This window comes from Campylobacter sp. CFSAN093246 (assembly GCF_012889415.1).
Classification (GTDB): Bacteria; Campylobacterota; Campylobacteria; order Campylobacterales; family Campylobacteraceae; genus Campylobacter_D; species Campylobacter_D jejuni.
On sequence record NZ_CP040613.1, the window covers coordinates 829,116 to 847,867 of the forward strand.

The 18,752-nt window shown below is 29.2% G+C and carries 18 protein-coding genes and 1 pseudogene; 4 read left to right on the forward strand and 15 right to left on the reverse strand.

Annotated features, from left to right (window positions below):
- Positions 1–2: 2 nt before the first annotated feature.
- The 9 genes from FBE87_RS04315 to pheS all read right to left on the reverse strand — a co-directional run bounded on the left by FBE87_RS04315 (position 3) and on the right by pheS (position 11,221).
- Positions 3–1,292 (reverse strand): HAMP domain-containing sensor histidine kinase, encoded by a 1,290-nt coding sequence (locus tag FBE87_RS04315; protein ID WP_100626331.1) that lies wholly within the window; start codon positions 1,290–1,292, stop codon positions 3–5.
- Positions 1,286–1,948 carry a response regulator transcription factor gene (locus FBE87_RS04320; RefSeq protein ID WP_002869170.1) on the reverse strand — a complete coding sequence of 221 codons (663 nt, stop codon included), beginning with the start codon at positions 1,946–1,948 and terminating at the stop codon, positions 1,286–1,288. The genes FBE87_RS04315 and FBE87_RS04320 overlap by 7 nt, the downstream gene beginning before the upstream one ends.
- Positions 1,935–3,518 (reverse strand): phosphoglycerate dehydrogenase, encoded by a 1,584-nt coding sequence (gene serA / locus FBE87_RS04325; RefSeq protein WP_002869169.1) that lies wholly within the window; start codon positions 3,516–3,518, stop codon positions 1,935–1,937. Before serA ends, FBE87_RS04320 begins: the two co-directional genes overlap by 14 nt.
- Positions 3,515–4,003, reverse strand: coding sequence for a hypothetical protein (locus FBE87_RS04330; protein ID WP_002856886.1), 489 nt, complete (start codon positions 4,001–4,003; stop codon positions 3,515–3,517). Before FBE87_RS04330 ends, serA begins: the two co-directional genes overlap by 4 nt.
- The gene (locus FBE87_RS04335; RefSeq protein ID WP_002852520.1) at positions 4,003–5,673 is read right to left on the reverse strand and encodes a 30S ribosomal protein S1; all 1,671 of its coding nucleotides are present in this window, start codon (positions 5,671–5,673) and stop codon (positions 4,003–4,005) included. The genes FBE87_RS04330 and FBE87_RS04335 overlap by 1 nt, the downstream gene beginning before the upstream one ends.
- A gap of 131 nt (positions 5,674–5,804) precedes the next feature.
- On the reverse strand, positions 5,805–6,638 hold the full coding sequence (locus tag FBE87_RS04340; RefSeq protein WP_002857098.1) for a 4-hydroxy-3-methylbut-2-enyl diphosphate reductase: 834 nt from the start codon (positions 6,636–6,638) through the stop codon (positions 5,805–5,807).
- Positions 6,628–7,914, reverse strand: a complete 1,287-nt coding sequence (gene aroA, locus FBE87_RS04345; RefSeq protein ID WP_002852577.1) for a 3-phosphoshikimate 1-carboxyvinyltransferase — start codon at positions 7,912–7,914, stop codon at positions 6,628–6,630. The genes FBE87_RS04340 and aroA overlap by 11 nt, the downstream gene beginning before the upstream one ends.
- Complete coding sequence (gene pheT / locus FBE87_RS04350; protein WP_002868133.1) at positions 7,911–10,232, reverse strand: phenylalanine--tRNA ligase subunit beta; 2,322 nt, start codon at positions 10,230–10,232, stop codon at positions 7,911–7,913. The genes aroA and pheT overlap by 4 nt, the downstream gene beginning before the upstream one ends.
- The gene (pheS, locus tag FBE87_RS04355) at positions 10,229–11,221 is read right to left on the reverse strand and encodes a phenylalanine--tRNA ligase subunit alpha (RefSeq protein ID WP_002852567.1); all 993 of its coding nucleotides are present in this window, start codon (positions 11,219–11,221) and stop codon (positions 10,229–10,231) included. Before pheS ends, pheT begins: the two co-directional genes overlap by 4 nt.
- A gap of 122 nt (positions 11,222–11,343) precedes the next feature.
- Between pheS and FBE87_RS04360 the strand changes: the two genes are divergently transcribed.
- On the forward strand, positions 11,344–11,709 hold the full coding sequence (locus FBE87_RS04360; RefSeq protein WP_002852408.1) for a histidine triad nucleotide-binding protein: 366 nt from the start codon (positions 11,344–11,346) through the stop codon (positions 11,707–11,709).
- Positions 11,710–11,738: 29 nt separating this feature from the next.
- On the opposite strand, the gene FBE87_RS04365 is transcribed toward FBE87_RS04360, so the two are convergent.
- Positions 11,739–12,308 (reverse strand): DJ-1 family glyoxalase III, encoded by a 570-nt coding sequence (locus tag FBE87_RS04365; RefSeq protein ID WP_002852508.1) that lies wholly within the window; start codon positions 12,306–12,308, stop codon positions 11,739–11,741.
- Positions 12,301–12,480: a hypothetical protein gene (locus tag FBE87_RS04370; RefSeq protein ID WP_011812746.1), complete on the reverse strand. Its 180-nt coding sequence runs from the start codon at positions 12,478–12,480 to the stop codon at positions 12,301–12,303. The genes FBE87_RS04365 and FBE87_RS04370 overlap by 8 nt, the downstream gene beginning before the upstream one ends.
- An 82-nt stretch (positions 12,481–12,562) precedes the next feature.
- Here FBE87_RS04370 and FBE87_RS04375 point away from each other — a divergent pair, with 82 nt between their 5' ends.
- Entirely contained in the window at positions 12,563–13,306 is a 744-nt protein-coding gene (locus tag FBE87_RS04375) for an amino acid ABC transporter permease (RefSeq protein ID WP_002860538.1), read from the forward strand.
- Positions 13,299–14,027, forward strand: coding sequence for an amino acid ABC transporter ATP-binding protein (locus tag FBE87_RS04380; protein ID WP_002858785.1), 729 nt, complete (start codon positions 13,299–13,301; stop codon positions 14,025–14,027). The genes FBE87_RS04375 and FBE87_RS04380 overlap by 8 nt, the downstream gene beginning before the upstream one ends.
- A 27-nt stretch (positions 14,028–14,054) precedes the next feature.
- On the opposite strand, the gene FBE87_RS04385 is transcribed toward FBE87_RS04380, so the two are convergent.
- The 4 genes from FBE87_RS04385 to FBE87_RS04400 form a co-directional block, all read right to left on the reverse strand.
- Positions 14,055–15,521 carry a sodium:alanine symporter family protein gene (locus tag FBE87_RS04385; RefSeq protein ID WP_002872832.1) on the reverse strand — a complete coding sequence of 489 codons (1,467 nt, stop codon included), beginning with the start codon at positions 15,519–15,521 and terminating at the stop codon, positions 14,055–14,057.
- A gap of 103 nt (positions 15,522–15,624) precedes the next feature.
- Positions 15,625–16,092: a tRNA (cytidine(34)-2'-O)-methyltransferase gene (locus FBE87_RS04390; protein WP_002859556.1), complete on the reverse strand. Its 468-nt coding sequence runs from the start codon at positions 16,090–16,092 to the stop codon at positions 15,625–15,627.
- 2 nt (positions 16,093–16,094) lie between these two features.
- Positions 16,095–17,081, reverse strand: a complete 987-nt coding sequence (locus FBE87_RS04395) for an alanine racemase (protein WP_002859557.1) — start codon at positions 17,079–17,081, stop codon at positions 16,095–16,097.
- On the reverse strand, positions 17,082–18,059 hold the full coding sequence (locus FBE87_RS04400) for a murein L,D-transpeptidase family protein (protein WP_004308420.1): 978 nt from the start codon (positions 18,057–18,059) through the stop codon (positions 17,082–17,084).
- Positions 18,060–18,215: 156 nt separating this feature from the next.
- Between FBE87_RS04400 and FBE87_RS04405 the strand changes: the two are divergent.
- A pseudogene (locus FBE87_RS04405) lies at positions 18,216–18,684 on the forward strand (hypothetical protein).
- The last annotated feature ends 68 nt before the right edge of the window (positions 18,685–18,752 follow it).

Consider the following 18,752-nt stretch of genomic DNA (forward strand, 5'->3'; position numbering starts at 1 on the left):
TTTTATCCTTGACTGAGTTTAAAGCTAAAACTAGAACCATAGCCTAAAGTGCTAGAAATTTCAAGATAACTTTTATGTATATTTAAAATTTTCTTTACTAAAAAAAGTCCTAAACCAAAAGAATTATCGCTTTTTACATCAATTTTATAAAATTTTTTTGTAATCAATTTTATTTTATCTTCTTCTATGCCTTTTCCAAAATCTTGCACTATTATTTTTTGATCTCTTGCTGTTAAAATGACTTCTTTTTGACTATATTTTAAAGCATTAGAAAGCAAATTTATAATCACTTGCTCGATTAAAAATTCATCAGCCTTAACTTTCGTGCTTTTACCTTGCAATACAACTCTTTCAAAGCCTGGGTTTTTAGTGATTTTTTCACATAGAAAAAAAAGATCAAATTCTTGCATTTGCAAGGCTTCACTATTAAGATTAAAAACAAAATTAAGCTTATGGGTCAAAGCATTAAGTTTAATGCTTTGACGCGAAATTTTTTCTAGCAATTCCTTTTTTAATTTTTTATCTTCTAATTTCTCATCTTTTAATATTTCTAAGCTAAGATCAATCACGCTTAAAGGATTTTTAAGCTCATGTGAAATAGCAGAAATCACGCTAGCAAGCTGAGTATTTTTTAAAGTGATTTTATCGCTTTGTTTTTTATTTTTTTGGGTATTCTTTAGAATTTTATCCTTAGTTTTTAAAAGTTTCTCATTTAGTAAATTAAATTCTTTAAACATTCCTTTTTCTAATATAACAACTTTATGATCACTTATAGAATCCAAAAAATCCAAAATTTTATTAAAATTTTTCTCTATTCTTCTACCTAACAACAACATCAAAATAAAAACAAACAGCAAGCACACTCCAAAACCGATTGCTATTTTTATCCAAAAAAGTTCTAAATCTAAAAAACGAGGATAAACAATAATAATATATTTATATCCTTTGTAAATAAAGCTTTTGGTAAGAATTTTTTTTGAATTGAAATTTAAAATTTCTCCTTCTTTAAGATTAGAAAAAAAATCAGGATTTTTTACAGAACTTATTTTCATATCATTGTTTAGGATAATAAAATCAGCCCTAGTATCTTTAGCAAAATCCTTAATATTGGCATCATTTAAATGCTCTAAGAGAGAAAATTTTAAAACATCATCAAGGCTTTTGATTTTTTGTTCATATTGTTTTGTAAGCAAGAAATTAAGATAAGAATTAGTAAAAGTATAAAAAATAAACCCAAAAATCAAAGCCAATATAACAAAAAAAACTATAAAAATATTTTTAGTTTTTAGCATAATTTATAGCCAACACCCCTAACACTTATAATATGATCTTTTAGTTTTGGAAATTTATTTCTAAGTCTTGTTAGAGCTATATTGATTGTTTTATCACTTGTAGTATCATCTTTCCAAACACTTTCGCTTAAAAATTGTCTAGTAAGCAAGGTATTTGGATTTTCAAAAAAACATTTTAAAAGCTCATAGTCAAGATTTGAGATTTCTAATTTTTGATTTTTGTAAAAGAATTCATAATTAGCCAAATCTAAAATAAAATCACCAAAAGATAGCTTTTCTTCTTCTTTCTTATGGCGTTTTAAAATTGCTTTAATGCGAAGCAAAAGCTCATTAAAATCAAAAGGTTTGCAAACATAATCATCACAACCACTTTCAAAGCCTTCGAGCAAATCTTGATGCAAAGCCTTGGCTGTAAGAAAAATAACTGCTTCTTTGTATCCTTGCTCTCTTAAATCTTGAATTTTTTCTAAAGAATCCCCACTTGGCAAATTTCTATCGACTATTAAAAGATCGATTTGCTCATTATCGAGCAAATCTTCAACTCCAAAAAAATCCGCTAAAGATATAACTTCATAACCACTAGATTTTAACTTTAAAACAAGCAGTTCGTTTAAATCTATATCATCTTCTATAATTAAAATTTTAAATTTCAACATATTGGACAAATACACACGCCTCTAATTGTTTTAGTTCATCTAATACTTCTTTTTGAACTTTTTCATCAATCAAAACAACAGCCAAAGCATACCCAAAACCATCTCTACCAAGCCTAAAATCAGCTATGTTGATATTTTTAGCTGCCAAAACGGAACTGATTTTAGCTATAACTCCTGGTATGTCTTTGTTTTTAAAAATAACCATTTTCCCTTTTGGCTTAAAATCAGTTTTAAAGCCATTTAATCCAACTATGCGTTGTTCATTTTCATTAAATACTGTTCCTGAAACACTGATATTTGAATTTTCGGTGATAATTTTAACGCTAAGTTTATTATTATAACCACTATTTGGAAGAGTTTCGCAAGATAACTCAACTCCTTTTTCTTTGGCTACAAATTCTGCATTAACATAATTAATTTTCTCTCCTAAAATTCCACCCAAAGCACCAACAGCTGCAAAGGTTAGCATAGAATTTGCATACTCGCCAATAATTCCTTCAGCCTCTAATTTAATACTTTTTATAGGATTTTTATCAATTTGAACAGCTAAAAAAGCCATTTTAGAAACAAGTTCTATATAAGGAGCTACAAAAGGTGGTAAATCTTCAGTTTTAATTGGTAAATTTAAGGCATTAGGATAAGCCACGCCTCGTGCTGCGCTTAATGCTTGCTCACAAGCTTCTCTTGCGATATTGTCTTGACTTTCTAAAGTATTTGCTCCTAGGTGAGAAGTAACTGAAATATTTTCAAAGTCTAAAAGAGGATGATTAGTCGCAGGTTCTTTATCGAACACGTCTATACCAAGCCAAGCTATTTTACCACTTTTTAAACCTTCATATAAAGCCTCTTCTGTGTACAATCCTCCACGAGCACAATTTATTAATCTTATTCCATCTTTCATTTTTGCAATTTCTTGCTTTCCTATCATACCATTGGTTTCTTTGGTTTTTGGTGTGTGAATGGTAATAAAATCACTTTTTTCTAAAATTTCATCTAAATTTTTTGCTTGCTCCATATCTAAATCTGTAATCTTAGAAGCAGAAATATACGGATCATAGGCTAAAATTTTCATACCAAATGCTTTAGCGCGGATAGCCACTCTTGAACCTATATTTCCAAAACCTATAACCCCTAGCGTTTTGTTCATCAATTCAATGCCATACCATTTTTCTCTTTCCCATTTTCTTTCAATTTTTAAAAAATTATGAGCATTGACAAAGCTTCTAGCTGATGTTAAAAGATGTGCCATTGTTAGTTCAACTGCGGCAATAGTATTTGCAGTTGGGACATTCATCACAATCACTCCTCTTTTAGAACACTCTGGAATATCAACATTATCTACGCCCACCCCAGCACGCACAAGCGCTTTTAATTTTTTGGCATGATTTAAGAAATTTACATCTACATCCGTAGAACTTCTAGTAATAGCAACTTCAACATCACTTAGCATTTGCATAAGTTCATCTTTTGGAACTTTTGCAGCTTCTATAAGCTCAATATCTTCAGCTTTTCTTAGAATATCGACACCTTTATCCAAAATAGCATCACATACTATAATCTTTTTTTTCATAACCAAATTTCCTTTACTTCTGTATTTATTTTATATTTTTTTAATTCTTTGATAATATCATCTATAAGTTTTTCATTGCCTGTATCCAAAAAGATTTCTGGACTATCGCCAGATTTAAGAAGAAAATACTTCACATTAAAAGAATTTAAAGTCTGTCTTAAGCAAAACATAGAATAAATATCATATTTTCCAACTATAAGTTGATAATATTTATTTTTCTCCTTAAGCTCGCTAGTATCCGCATCAAAATATAAGGTAAATTTTTCTGCTGCTGGGGTAAAATCTCTTGTAGGCCATTTTGCTAATTCTTCTTGCCATGAAAGATCTTGATTTTGGGTTTGAATGCTTGGCTGCGTATTTGTATCTTTAGCAAATTGTGGAATGAAATTTACATTAGCTTTAAATTGCCAAAGCAATGTAAAAACAACAGCAAGCAAAATGAGTAATAAAATACTCAAAATGCTTATTGTAATGTATTTTTTCATTAAGCTAGCTGATCTTTAATGATATCACCTAAAGTTACTTTATCATCATTATTGATTTCATTAAGAACTTCTCTTTCTTTTATTCTAACAAGATTTTTAACACTTAGGCGAATTCTATTTTTCTTTTCATCAATAAAAACTATAGCAGCTTCAATATCGTCGCCAATTTTTAAATTTTCAAGCATAGAAGTGCTTATATCTTCTTTATGAATTAAAGCATCAACATTTTTACTTAGCTCTACAAAAACACCAAAATCTTTAATATCACGGATAGCACCTTTTACAATATCGCCGACTTTATGAATTTTAGCATATTCTTGCACTGGAGAACTGCTTAATTCTTTTGTACTTAATGATATTTTTTGGTTTTCTTCATCTATTTTGATAATTTTTACCTTGATTTTATCCCCTTGAGAGAATTTGTCTTTGCATTTATCGTTTCTATCCCAAGAAGCATCTTCATTATGCAATAAACCTTCAATACCACCAAGTTTAACAAATGCACCAAAAGAAGTTACTGAGGTAATTTCTCCTTCAACCACATCTGCAATTTTGTAAGATTTCATAAATTCATCAAAAGGTCTAGAAAGTAAATTTCTTAAAGAAACCCTTAAGCGTCTTTCATTTGGATTGATTTCAATTACTTCAACATCAATTTCTTGACCTTTATTGATATAATCTTTTGGATTTTTAATATTTTTATCCCAAGAAATTTCACTGATATGTAAAAATCCTTCTATATCATTTCCTAAATCCACAAAAGCACCATAAGGCTCTATATTTGATACTATTACTTTAATGGTATCACCTATATCAAGAGTATCTTTTATCTCGCTCCATGGATCAGGTAAAGCCGCTTTTATAGATAAGGATAAATGTTTGCGTTCTTTATCATACTTTATTACTTTAACTGGAACTTTATCGCCCTCTTTATAAAGTGTTCCAGGGTTTACAGGTCCTTTGTAAGAAATTTCGCTGTAATGAACAAGGCCATCAACACCTCCTACATCTACAAACATACCATAAGTGGTAATTTTTTTTACAATACCTTCAATTAAATCTTCTTGTTGTGCTACATTATTGATCAATTCTTTTCGTTTTCTTCTCTCATCATCTAAAGTTTTTTTACGAGAAACAATGATACTTTGCTCATCTTTGTCGATTTTAATAATTTTAACTTTAAACGTTTTGCCTATAATATTATTTGTTTCTTTAAAGCCATATTGAGATTTTGGTAAGAAAAATTCAACATCATTTTCATCAACAACTATCAATCCGCCTTTATTTTTTCCAACTACTTTTACGGTAAAAATATCATCTTGATTTTCTTGATAGTTTTTAATAAATTCAATAACTTTTTCTTTTCTCAAAGCTTTTTTATGAGAAAGTAAAGATCTGCCACCACGAGAACCCATAACAGCAACTTTAATACTATCGCCTACATTAAACAATAGCTTAGAATTGTCACCTTGTATTTCGCTAAGAGCTAAAATACCTTCAGATTTTTTACCTATATCTACATAAACTTCATCATTTTTGATCTCTACAATCACACCCTCTGTTGTAGCCTCTTCTCTTGATTTATCAAAAGCTTCTAAAAGCTGTCCAAAATCTTCTTCCTCAAGATAATCATCTACGCCGTCTTGAACTTTTTTGTTCACCTCGCTCATTATGGTCCTTTAAAATAATTTTTAGAAATTGATTGATTTTACCTTATTTTTCTTTAATTAGTGTTAAGTTTTTTTATTTTTGTTAATTTTTTTTAAATTTTTGACTTTTTTATTCTATTTAAAAACATTTTTTAATTAATTTTAAAATTTTCTATTTTGGCGATAACTTTTTGTATAATCCAATCAGGAGTACTAGCACCTGCACTAATGCCACAATGTTTTTTATCTAAAAACCATTCTTTTTTTAACTCTTCTTCGGTTTCAATTAGATAGCTATCTTCACAATTGGTTTTTGCAATCAAAAAAAGTTGTTTTGTATTGGCTGAGTTTTTACCCCCTACAACAACCATAACATCACTTTTAAGCGAGAGTTCTTTAATGGCATCTTGATTTTTAAAGGTTGCATCACATATAGTGTTAAAAACTCTTACTTCTTTGGTTTTAAGTATTAAAAAATTTACTATCTCCATAAAATGCTCAGGCTTCTTAGTTGTTTGGCTTACTACAGCTATTTTATTAGGAAGTTTTATATTTTGAAGTTCTTTTTTATCCAAAACTACATAAGCTTTTGTACTTACATAACTTTTGACTCCTTTAACTTCGGGATGATTTTCATCTCCAAAAATAACAACTTCATAACCCTCCTTACTCATTTGCTCGCAAATTTGTTGTGGTTTTGTAACAAAAGGACAAGTGGCATCAAAAATTTCTATATCTTTTTTTCTCAATTCTTCTAAATCTTGCTTTGTAATACCATGAGTTCTTATAATAGCCTTTTTTTCATTACTTAAAGCTTGTATATTTTCCAAAGTTTTGACATTAAAATTTTTTTGCAAACGAGAAATTTCTTCGTTATTGTGAATAAGAGGGCCTATAGTTGCAGCATCTTTTATTTGTTCTGCTTTTTTAATAGCTCTTTTAACACCAAAACAAAAACCATAGTTTTTTGCTAATTCAATAATCAATCCTAGCTCCTAAATTTGATAAAATCTCTATAAAATTTGGAAAAGAAGTTTTTATACAATCACTATCATCAATCTCGATTCCACAAAGCAAACCTAAAATAGCAAAACTCATAGCAATACGGTGATCTCCATAGCTTTTAATTTTTGAAGATTTTAGTTCGCATCCACCTTCTATTTCAAAACCATCATCAAGTTCTCTAGCTTCAACACCACAAAGCTTTAGATTTTCAACCATCACAGCAATCCTATCGCTTTCTTTAACGCGTAATTCTTTAGCATTTATTAAACTAGATTTACCCTTAGCCAAAGCAAAAGCTATAGCCAAAGCAGGCGCTTCATCTATTAACCAAGCGATATTATCTTTAACTTCTATGCCATTAAGCTTGCTAGACTCCACCCTGATCTCACCAATAGTTTCAAAATCATTTTGAGTTATTGTCATTTCAAGTTTGGCACCCATTTTTTGCAAAATTTTATACGCCTCTATACGAGTAGGATTAAGCAAAATATTTTTTAAAATAATTTGAGATTTAGGTAAAATAATAGCTGCTAAAACAAAATAAAAAGCCGAAGAAGGATCATTAGGAATGATTATATTTTGAGCTTTTAAAGGTTTTTTTAAAGGATTTATTTCAAGACTTAAGCCATCATTACTAACCCTTATTGGAGCTTTCATAGCCTTTAGCATGTTTTCACTATGATTTCGACTAAGAGAAATTTCACTAAAAGTGCATACATTATCAGCCCTAAAAGCAGATAAAATCATAGCTGTTTTAACTTGAGCCGAAGAAATTTCGCTTTTAAAATTAAAAGCTTTTAATTTTTGACCTTCTATACAAAGTGGAGCTAAATTTGCCTCATTTCTTCCATAAATTCTAGCGCCTATTTGAGTAAGTGGTTTGCTTATCCTTCTCATAGGACGATTGTTTAAATACTTATCTCCACTTAAAACAAAAAAACCAGAAATTCCTGCTAAAAATCCTATCATCAAACGCATAGCAGTTCCTGAATTTCCACAGTCTAAAATACAATTTGGAGATAAAATTTCTTTAGGGGGTATAATTTTGACGCAAGAATCTTTTTGTTCAATTTTAGCTCCAAGATTTTTTATAATTTCAAGAGTGTTTAAAGTATCTTGAGCTAAGAGATAATTTTGAGCCTTATTTTCTTCTTGTGTTAAAAGCGAAAATATAGCAAAACGATGAGATATGCTTTTATCTGCTGCTATATTTTCAAGTATAGCATTTACAGGGGTTTGCAATTTGTAAATTTTCATCTTAAATCAAGACCCAAATTTTTAAGAGTATTTAAAATTTTATCCATACATTCATTCACTTGATTATCTTCTAGAGTTTTATTTATATCCCTAAAAGAAAAACTTATAGTAATGCTATAAAATTCTTTAAGGTTTTCATCACTATAAATATCAACTAAACGAAAATTTTCAAGTATTTCTAAATTCAATTCTTCGATACAATTTTTAATCTGATTGTATTCAAAACCTTTAGGTATTAACACGCTAAGATCTCTAGTGATAGCTGGGAATTTGGAGTAAGGCTTAGCTATTTTAAAATCTTGCCTGATTAAATCTAAATCAAGTTCGCAAATATATGTTTTTGGTAAATCTCTCTCATTTTCTATTTTTAAATGCAAACGGCCTATAAAACCTACTTTAATATCCGATAGATAAATATCTGCTTGTTCATAAGGGCTTAAAATATTATATTTTGATGATTTTAGTTTAAAATCACCTATAATATTTTTAATATCTAAAAGAAAATCATAAAATTGCACCGATTCAGGTTTGGCCTTGTTGGAAATTTTAGCTTCTTCTTTTAAGCCAGAATGGATAAATGCAATACGATTTAATTCTTGATTATTAACATTGAAAACAGCCCCTAATTCAAAAAGTTTAATAATTTTTTTAGAATTTTTTGCATTTAAACTTGCTGCATTTAACAAATGATTTAAAAGGGTTGTTCTTAAAGTATTAAGTTCTGCTGTAATTGGATTGATTAGTTTTAATTTAACAGAGTCAAAACCTAATCTTTTAAGTTCTTCTCCATTATCCAAAACATAATGTAAGCTTTCAAAATAACCACTAGCTACTGCTCTTTTTCTTAAATTTAAAAACTCAATATAATTTTTATATGCAGAATTTAAACGATTTTTTTCTATAAATTCTAAACCCTTGGAAGCAATATTATCAATACCTATAATTCTTACAACTTCCTCGCAAATATCTGATAAATTTTTAATATCAGGACGATGTAAAGGTGCTTTAACATTTATAAGCCCTTCACCTGAAAGTATGAGCTCAAAACCTAATTTCTTTAATATTTTTAATACTTCATCTTTATCAACATTTTGTCCTATTATATCGCTAATACCTTCAATACTTATTGGTATGATTGGTAATTCTTTGTCAGTTAAAATTTGTTGAGAAGAACTATAAATAACAAGATTTGGAATCTGCTCAAAAATACCAAGCAAAAAATCCATTCCTAAATTTAATTTAGGTTCACTTCCCCTAAAACTTCTATAAAGCATTTTTTCATCTTGATCTTTATGATATATTTTAGCATCTGCAATTACCAATGGATCGGTATAATTAGCCTCAATAATAATTATTTTAGAATCATCTTTACATCTACTTTCATTATTTTGGAAAATTCCGCTAAAGCTTAAAAGTTTATCTTTGTAAGATACTTTTGTTTCTCCATGCACTTGCTTGCTTAAATTAATGGTAAATTCTTCATCTTTTTCAGAAAAACTACTTAAATCATAAGCATTAAAAAGAACACCAGTTGAATGCGTTGCATAATTTAATAAATTTTCTATGGAATTTTTTCCCAAACCTTCAATTTGAGCAAGTCTTAAACTAAGCAATAAATTTGTTTGAATTTCTTCTTTTAGCCCTATGGCTCGATAATTATAAAGTCCATTAAGTTCTTTCTCAGCTGCTAAGCGCAAAATTCTACCGATACCTAAAACATTTTCACTTTCTTTAAATGGTTTTGGTTCTTTTAAATTTAAATTTAAAGCTGCGGCTAAATCACGAGCTATACCATAAATACTTAAACAATCACCCCTATTAGGAGTAAGTTCCACTTCTATTAGCTCATCATTAAAAATTTCATAAGTATTTAAAGGTCTCCCAAGTTCTAATTTCCCTATACTCTCATCTAAAAGCATAATTCCTTCATTGATTTTTTCAAAACCCAGTTCTAAACTAGAACAAAGCATACCACAAGAATCCACTCCTCGCAATTTTGCTTCTTTTATTTCCATACCGTTTGGCATGATAGCACCTTTAGTTGCAACAGCTACAAATTGTCCTGCATCAACATTCGCAGCACCGCAGACAATTTGCAAGGTTTCACTTCCGATATCAACTTGACAAATGCTTAATTTATCTGAATTTTCATGTTTAATTTTTTCCTTAACATAGCCTACAACAACTTTATCTGGAGCCTTTAAAGCGCCAACCCTATCAACTTCTATACCTATAGAGTTTAAAGTTTTAGCTATTTTATCTGAACTTATTTCTTCAAGTTCTAACCAATCATTCAACCAACTTTTAGTAATTATCATCTAAACTGCTCCAATAATCTCAAATCACCTTCAAATAAAGATCTTAAATCTGGAATTTGATGCAAAAGCATTGCAAAACGTTCTACTCCCAATCCAAAAGCATAACCACTTACATTTTCATAACCAACAAAATTATAAACATTAGGATCAACTATTCCACATCCTAAAACTTCAAGCCAACCTGTATGTTTGCAAACTCTACAACCCTTTCCTTTGCAAAATACACAAGAAATATCAACTTCAGCAGAAGGTTCTGTAAATGGGAAAAAACTTGGACGAAAACGAACTTTCACATCTCCAAACATATAACGCAAAAAATCTTCCAATACACTTTTTAAATTTGCAAAGCTAACCTTTTGCCCTTCTTCCACCACAAGGCCTTCAACTTGATGAAACATAGGAGTATGCGTAATATCAAAATCTCTTCTAAATACAGCACCAGGGGCTATCATCCTAATAGGAGGTTTTTGTGCAAGCATTGTCCGTATTTGCACTGGCGAAGTTTGTGTTCTTAAAAGCCTTTTATCATCAAAATAAAAGGTATCTTGCATATCTCTTGCGGGGTGAGATTTAGGTAAATTTAACGCTTCAAAATTATGAAAGTCATCTTCTATTAAAGGCCCTTTTTCTATGCTAAAATTCAAAGCTATAAAATATTCTATGATTTTATCCATGGTGCTCATAACAGGATGCAAGGCACCTGTTGTAATACTTTCATCAAAATAGTTAAAATTTAAAGCATCTTGTTTCATTCTTTCTTCTAAAGCAAGATTTTCCAAATCTTTAAATTTGGCTAAATAAGCCTCATTAAATATTTCTTTTTGTGCGTTTAATTTAGCAGCAAATTCTTTTTTCGCCTCATCTTCTAACTCTTTAAGCTTTGTAAAGCCTTCTGTTAAAATACCTTTTTTTCCAAGAACGGAAATCCTAATGGCTTCCAAATCATTTAAATTCTCACATTTTTGAATCTGTTCTATAAAATTTTGCAATTTTCTTACCTTAAATAAAATATTTCAAGTTCTAATTCTATTAAAAACTATTTTAAATTCAGCATAAAAACCAAACTTTAAAGATATAATTGTATCAAACCAACAATAAAAAAGGATAAATAATGCAAGAAAAAACAATTTTTGAACTCATAGTTGAAGGTAAACTTCCATGCAATAAAGTGCTTGAAAGTGACGATTTTCTAGCATTTCATGATATTGCACCCAAAGCACCCATACATATACTTATAATCCCTAAAAAATATTTTAAAGACTTTCAAGAATTTGATCCTGAACTTATGGCCAAAATGACAAGTTTCATACAAGAATTAGCTGTTCTTTTAGGTGTAGATAAAAGTGGATATCGCTTGGTAACAAACTGTGGAAAAAATAGTGGACAAGAAGTTTTTCATTTGCATTTTCATATGCTCGGAGGTTTTGAACTGCCTAAGGAAAAAACAAAAAAAGAAAATCCTCAAGCTTTATTTTAGTTTAAATGGTAGAAAAACTACCATTTAAACTATTTTGTCAAAGGTAGCAACATTCCCTCATATAATTTTTGATAAATTTCATCACCGCATAACTTTTTAGCTAGTTCTAAACCAAAAAGAATTGCCGTAGCTGGACCTGCTGAAGTTATAACATTTTTATTTACAACTACAGCCTTGTTAACACGATTTCCATTAAGTCCAACTTCACAACTAGGATAACAAGCAAACTCGCCCTCTAAAACACCTGCTTCATTTAAAACTATAGGAGAAGCACAGATTGCGGCAACAATTTTATTTTTGCTATGAAGTTGTTTAATGATATTTAAAATAACATTTGAATTCTTAAGATTCATCATACCTTCAAAGCCACCCGCCAAAGCAATAGCATCTAAATTTTCTATATCAACATCCTCTATAGAACAATCTGCTTTTATACTAATGCTATTAGCACCTTTTACCAATAACTCACTGTTTAACGAAGCTATAACAACTTCCAAATCTGGATTTAATTCTTTTGCTCGTTTTAAAACATCCGCAATTCCTATAAATTCAGCTTCCTCAAAACCTTGAGCCAATGGAATTAATACTTTTTTACTCATTTTGTTCTCCTTTTTTATATTTTTTAAATCTTTCTTCTCTTTCTTTGTTTTTTTGCATCATTTGACGATTAAAACCTATGACCAAAACAATCATTAAAAACACAAAAATAACTATTAGAATGAAATCTAAAATTTCCATAAATACAACCTTATTTTTGGGAAATTCTAACACATTTTTTTAAATCTTTAGAGAAAATTCAAAGATATTTCTATAAAATCTTTTTTTAAATAATTTCTCTGAAAAGGTTTACAAATTGAATCAGAAAAATATAAAAATTTTTGTTTTTTTTGTTATTATTATTTTATGGGGCTATTTTTCTTTCCCAATAGAAATATTAAAAATTCAAGATCCTAGTGGAGTTGTAAGCTATGGCTATACAGAAAATGCAAAAGCTTATTTAAAAAGTTATCTTATTACACTTTTATTAACTGCTTGCGCTGTTATTATCGGAGTGATTATTGGTTTTAGTTTAGCTATTTTACACTTCTCTAAATTTAAAACGCTTAATTTTATTATAGATGAATATATAGACATTATACGAGGAACACCAGTAATTTTACAATTGATGATTTTTGCTTTTGTAATTTTTACTTTTATAGATAACCTTTATGCAGCCATTCTTGCACTAGGACTTAATAGCTCGGCTTATATAGCAGAAATTGTAAGAAGTGGCATTAATAGTGTAGATAAGGGACAAATGGAAGCTGCAAGAGCAATGGGACTTGATTACAAAACTTCAATGAAAGAAATTATTCTTCCACAGGCTACTAAAAACATTCTACCTGCATTAGCTAATGAATTTATTTCTTTATTTAAGGAAACTTCTGTTGTAGGATTTATTAGTGTTATTGATATTACCATGCAAAGTCAAAGCTTGCAAGCCGTACTTTACAATCCAAAACCTATTATTTTCACTGGACTTGTTTATTATGTAAGTGTAAAAATTTTTAGCTATTTTGCAAAAAAACTTGAACTTAGGATGAATAAAAATGATTGAAGTTAAAAATTTACAAAAAAAATATGGAGAATTAGAAGTTTTAAAAAATATTAACACTACAATCTCAAAAGGCGATGTAATAGCTATCATAGGTCCAAGTGGAGGCGGAAAAAGTACATTTTTACGCTGCATCAATCGCTTAGAACTAGCTGATAGTGGGGAAATTTTAATCAATAAGCAAAACATACTTGATAAAGAAATTGATATTAATAAGATCAGGCAAAAAGTTAGCATGGTATTTCAGCATTTTAATCTTTTTGCTAATAAAAATGTTATGGAAAATTTATGTTTAACGCCCATTAAAACAGGAATTTTAAGTCAAGAAGAAGCCATAAAAAAAGCAAAATTACTTCTTGCTAAGGTGGGCTTAGCAGACAAAGAAAATATAATGCCCCATAAGCTCTCTGGCGGACAAAAACAACGCATAGCTATTGCTAGAAGCTTGATGATGAATCCTGATGTTATTTTATTTGATGAACCTACTTCAGCTCTAGATCCTGAAATGATAGGCGAGGTTCTAAGCATTATGAAAGATGTTGCAAAAGAAGGTTTAACTATGCTTGTAGTAACTCATGAAATGGGCTTTGCTAGAAATGTTGCCAATCGTATATTTTTTATGGATAAAGGAAAAATTGCTGTTGATGCAAGCCCTAAAGAAGTATTTGAAAATCCTAGCAATGAAAGATTGAGAGAATTTTTAAACAAGGTTTTAAATCATTAATTCATAAGCCACTAAGGCTTATGAATTTTAATCCCAACATTCAGCGTTTTTAATTCCAAGTTTGCTAGCATTAAATTTAGGATCTATACCAGATTTTTGTTGCGTATTAAAATCTTTTAAAACCTTATTTACTATACCACCTAAAAGCAATAAAGATATAATATTTGTCGTTGCCATGAAAGCCATAGTCAAATCAGCCAAATTCCAAGCAAGTTTTAAATTCATTTGCGAGCCTATAAAAATCATAGCCACAGCTGTAATTCTAAACAAATTCATTACAAATTTGGAATTTGTTAAATATTTAACATTAGCTTGAGCATAATAATAATTTCCTATTAAAGAAGTTATTGCAAAAAGAACAATAGCTATAGTAATAAAATGGATTCCAAAGCTACCGTAATACTCACGCATAGCTTCTTGAACTAAAGGCATTCCACCATCAATTTTACTTTCTCCAAGTCCTAAATATGCCATAGAAAAAAGAACTAAAAATCCAGAACTTGTACAAACAACAACATCAATTAAAACTGAAAAGGCTTGTATAACACCTTGTTTAGCTGGATGACTTGTCAAAGCTGCTGCAGCTGCATTAGGTGCCGAGCCCATACCCGCTTCATTTGAAAAAAGTCCTCTTTTAATCCCTATAACCAAAGCAGAACCAGCAAAACCACCAAAAATCGCTTTAAAATCAAAAGCACTTTGTAAAATCATATGAATCACAGAAGGAATTTTATCAAAATTCATTAAAACAGCAATCACGGCAAGTAAAACATAAGCTAAAGCCATAAAAGGAACAATTAAAGAACTAATTTTACCTATTTTAGTATGGTGAGAAAAAAACATCCATGCACCAAAAATAGTTAAAACAATACCAATAATCATTGGCCAAGAACTTGATGCAAAATCTACAGCAGCATTTGGATTAAACATATCATAATAAACTTTAAAAGACGAAGTCATTGTTTGACTTTGAAGTCCATTAAATCCATAAGCATAAGTAATAATAAGAATAAAAGCAAAAAAAGCTCCAAAAAAATGTGAGCCTAAGGCTTTTTTTATATAATAAGCTGGACCACCTTTAAACCCGCCTGTATCATCTTTTGATTTGTAAACTTGAGCTAAGGTACTTTCAGCAAATGCTGAGGCACCACCAAAAAATGCCATAACCCACATCCAAAATAAAGCACCAGCTCCACCTGTAGCCAATGCCAAAGAAATTCCAGCAATATTTCCTATACCAACTCTAGAAGCAGTTGAGATCATTAATGCTTGAAAAGGTGAAATATGTTCTTTAGCGTGTCCTTCGTTTTTTTCTGTAAGAATTTTAAATACAGAACTCAACATACGAAACTGAACAAAGCGAGTTAAAAAACTATAATAAAGCCCACAAACAATAAGTAAAACTACCATAATAATGTCTGTATTTGGGACAATCTTATTAGCTATAATATCAGACGCTTTATTGGCAAAATCTAGCATAATATCTAATTTCATCCAAACTCCTCAAAAAATAATCTAAATTTTACTTTAACATAATTTTTATAAAAAGGACTTTATGATTTTATTTGTTTTAAGCTATTGTGTAAATTTGAAACTTTTAAGAAGCAAAATTTCTAAAATTTTGTCTTAAAGCTTCATAAGAGATTATACCAACGCTTGTGGCTAAATTTAAACTTCTTCCATAAGATTTCATAGGTATAGTTATAGCATTTTCCCAGTTTAATTGCATTAATTCCATAGGCAAACCATAACTCTCACTTCCAAAGAATAAGAAATCATTTTTTTGAAATTCTGCATCAAAATAAGCTTTTTGACTCTTAGTTGTTGCGAAAAAAAAGCGATTTTTATAAATCATATTTTCATTCAAAAATTCTTCAAGATTCTCCCAAATAATAGGCTCTAATTTATCCCAGTAATCAAGTCCTGCCCTTCTAACAGCCTTTTGTGAAATATCAAAAACAGTTGGTTTAACAATATGAAGTTTAAAACCAGCATTAAAGCACATTCTACCTATACTACCTGTATTTTGCGGTATTCTAGGGTGAACTAAAACTATATTAAACATATTTATACTAGAACTCTTTGAATATTAGGATTTAATTTTACTAAAATTTCATAGTTAATAGTATGAAAAAAATCAGCCCAAATATCAGCATCTTTAAACACGCAAATTTCCTCACCAGAATTTTCACAAGAAAAACTATCCATTGACATCTTTCCAAGCATTGTTTTTCCATTTCCAAGCACCAACTCCCCTTTTCCATTGTAACGGAAAAGACCATCAGCATAACCCAAATCATAAGTTGCTACTTCCATATCCTTTGCAGCAGTAAAAATGCCTCCATATCCTATGCTCTGTCCTTTTTGTAAAATCCTTTGACTTAATCTATGAGCATACAAACTTAAAACTCTTTTTAAATTTGAATCCCCATATCCAAATTGAACAAGCCCAACTCTACAATATTCATCTTCAGGAATTTTCCCTCTAAATAATGCTGCAGAATTATACGAATGAAATAATAAATTTGAAAAATATTTTTTTACTATCTTTTTAGCTTTTTGAAAATTTTCTTTTTGAACAAAAAAACTTCCATCCATTTCATCTGCACTAGCAAAATGTGTAAACATTCCAGTAAGTTTTAAATCACTACCTTGAATAAGATTTATAGCATGCTCTAAATTTTCTACACAAATTCCATTGCGATGCATGCCTGTATCTATTTTTAGATGTATTTTTATATCTTGCTTGTAATTTTTTACTTGAGAAATGTCATTTAAAGCATAAATAAATCGAGAATTTTCATTACCATGAGGACGATGTGATAGTATTAATATATTCTCAAAAAATTCTTCGATTTCTCGAGCTTCTTCTTCACTCTTAACAGCAACAAAAGAAACTCCTAAATTTTTGGCTAATGGAGCTAAAAGCTTAGCTCCATGTCCATATGCATTATCTTTAAAAACACAAATTAATCTTTGAAAACTCCCTATTTTTTTAGCAATATGTCTTAAATTGTATTCATAAGCTTTTTGATCAATTTTTATTAAAGACATTTATTGCTCTGCTAAAATTTTCATTTTACCTTTACTATCTATCTTAACGTATAAAATTTTATCGCCTCTAAACTGATAGTTTTTAGTGTAATAATCCTCATAAAATGAAATTCTATACATAGTTTCATTTTCTAAATTCGGATAAGGGCTGATATTAATATCTGAAAATTTAATCTTTTTATCTTCTTTACGAGAAAAAATAGATTTTTTCATGGAAGCAAACTGTTCAAATTTCATTTTATCAAAACGTTTAAATTCTTGCTCATCATAAAAACTTAAATAGGCATTAGTGTCACTATTTGTCCAAGCTAGTTTCCATGTAAAAAGATCAGCCAATAAACTAGCGATTTGATCCTTTTTAGCTCTAATTTTTTCTTTTTCTTCTGTCATAACAAAAACTTTTTTATCTTGCACAACTTTTGCAAATTTCTCCAAATTATTATTAAATAAAGCAATACACCCTCTTGTTTTAAATTCATCAAGTCTAGAACCATCTAAAGGATAGCCATGGATCCAAATACCACCACCTGTTTTTCCTTGTACTTTATCAAGTAAATTTGGATAAGTTGTGGCAAAAGCAAAGGGACCATAATAAGGATCACCTGGATTAAACTTACGGCCTAACTCATAAAAACCTACTGGCGTTTTCAAATCTCCTTCTATTTTTTTATCACCCATTAATCCAGTTATTATTTCTTTTTGTTCAAAATCTTTTCTTATTTTTCCGTCCTCGTAAGAATAAACACGGAGAATTTTATCTGTTTTATTTGTAAGCACGATAGCAACATTATCATCATAGTATCCAAGTGAAATATTTTTATCTCCTATTTCACTTAACCAAAAATCCTTTTGAGTTAATTCTTTTTCAATCGCTACACCAACAGCATCTAATCCTTGATTAAGATAAATTTTAACAAGATCTGAGGCATGCAACACCAATGAAGAAAGTGCAATTAATAAAGCAAGTCGTTTTAACAATGTTTTTCCTTAGGTATTTCAAATTTTTTTAAGTCAAAAATGTTTGTGATTATAATATTTTTTTTCTTAAAAAATATTAATTATATTAACAATGCAGCCTTATTTATGATATAATTTTTACAAATCATAAAGGCTTGTTTTAAAAGGTTGTCTATAATGATAAGAAATTTTTTTATAGGAATGTCTTTTTTAGGCATTTTGTTTTTAGCTTTTTATACATTATATGATAAAAAGAAAGAAAGTATATTTAGCTTAAATACATGCCAACCTCTAACTTGTGACTTAAATTTACAAGATTGTGTTTTTTCTTTTAATAAAAAAAATATTGAAGTTTCAGCCTACCCAAAACCTATAAAAATTTTCAATAAAACTACTATAAAAATTAAGAATTTTCCTCATTATTCTAATTTAAAGATTAAAATTTATAGTTTAAATTCCTATATAGGCGATATCATTCCTAAATTTAATATAGTTAATGGTGATATTCTTATAAATTTTATAGGTAGAAGCATTACCGATGATTCTAGATTTAGGGTTGAATTTTTAAACAATAATGCTCCAACTGGTTTTTTCTTTGATTTTGATGTTACTATGCAAAAAATTTCAAACAGGTAACACACATTGAAAAATTTTCAAAATTTTATATTCAAATAAAAATATTTTTTGATATAATGAACAAATATTTAATATTAT

What these genes read in the sequence shown, in the direction of transcription:
- FBE87_RS04390 (WP_002859556.1), bottom strand. Translation starts at nt 16,092, where the DNA reads ATGTTTAATATAGTTTTAGTTCACCCTAGAATACCGCAAAATACAGGT.
- FBE87_RS04360 (WP_002852408.1), top strand. Translation starts at nt 11,344, where the DNA reads ATGCAAGAAAAAACAATTTTTGAACTCATAGTTGAAGGTAAACTTCCA.
- FBE87_RS04320 (WP_002869170.1), bottom strand. Translation starts at nt 1,948, where the DNA reads ATGTTGAAATTTAAAATTTTAATTATAGAAGATGATATAGATTTAAAC.
- FBE87_RS04335 (WP_002852520.1), bottom strand. Translation starts at nt 5,673, where the DNA reads ATGAGCGAGGTGAACAAAAAAGTTCAAGACGGCGTAGATGATTATCTT.
- aroA (WP_002852577.1), bottom strand. Translation starts at nt 7,914, where the DNA reads ATGAAAATTTACAAATTGCAAACCCCTGTAAATGCTATACTTGAAAAT.
- FBE87_RS04330 (WP_002856886.1), bottom strand. Translation starts at nt 4,003, where the DNA reads ATGAAAAAATACATTACAATAAGCATTTTGAGTATTTTATTACTCATT.
- FBE87_RS04365 (WP_002852508.1), bottom strand. Translation starts at nt 12,308, where the DNA reads ATGAGTAAAAAAGTATTAATTCCATTGGCTCAAGGTTTTGAGGAAGCT.
- serA (WP_002869169.1), bottom strand. Translation starts at nt 3,518, where the DNA reads ATGAAAAAAAAGATTATAGTATGTGATGCTATTTTGGATAAAGGTGTC.
- FBE87_RS04380 (WP_002858785.1), top strand. Translation starts at nt 13,299, where the DNA reads ATGATTGAAGTTAAAAATTTACAAAAAAAATATGGAGAATTAGAAGTT.
- pheT (WP_002868133.1), bottom strand. Translation starts at nt 10,232, where the DNA reads ATGATAATTACTAAAAGTTGGTTGAATGATTGGTTAGAACTTGAAGAA.
- FBE87_RS04395 (WP_002859557.1), bottom strand. Translation starts at nt 17,081, where the DNA reads ATGTCTTTAATAAAAATTGATCAAAAAGCTTATGAATACAATTTAAGA.
- FBE87_RS04385 (WP_002872832.1), bottom strand. Translation starts at nt 15,521, where the DNA reads ATGAAATTAGATATTATGCTAGATTTTGCCAATAAAGCGTCTGATATT.
- FBE87_RS04315 (WP_100626331.1), bottom strand. Translation starts at nt 1,292, where the DNA reads ATGCTAAAAACTAAAAATATTTTTATAGTTTTTTTTGTTATATTGGCT.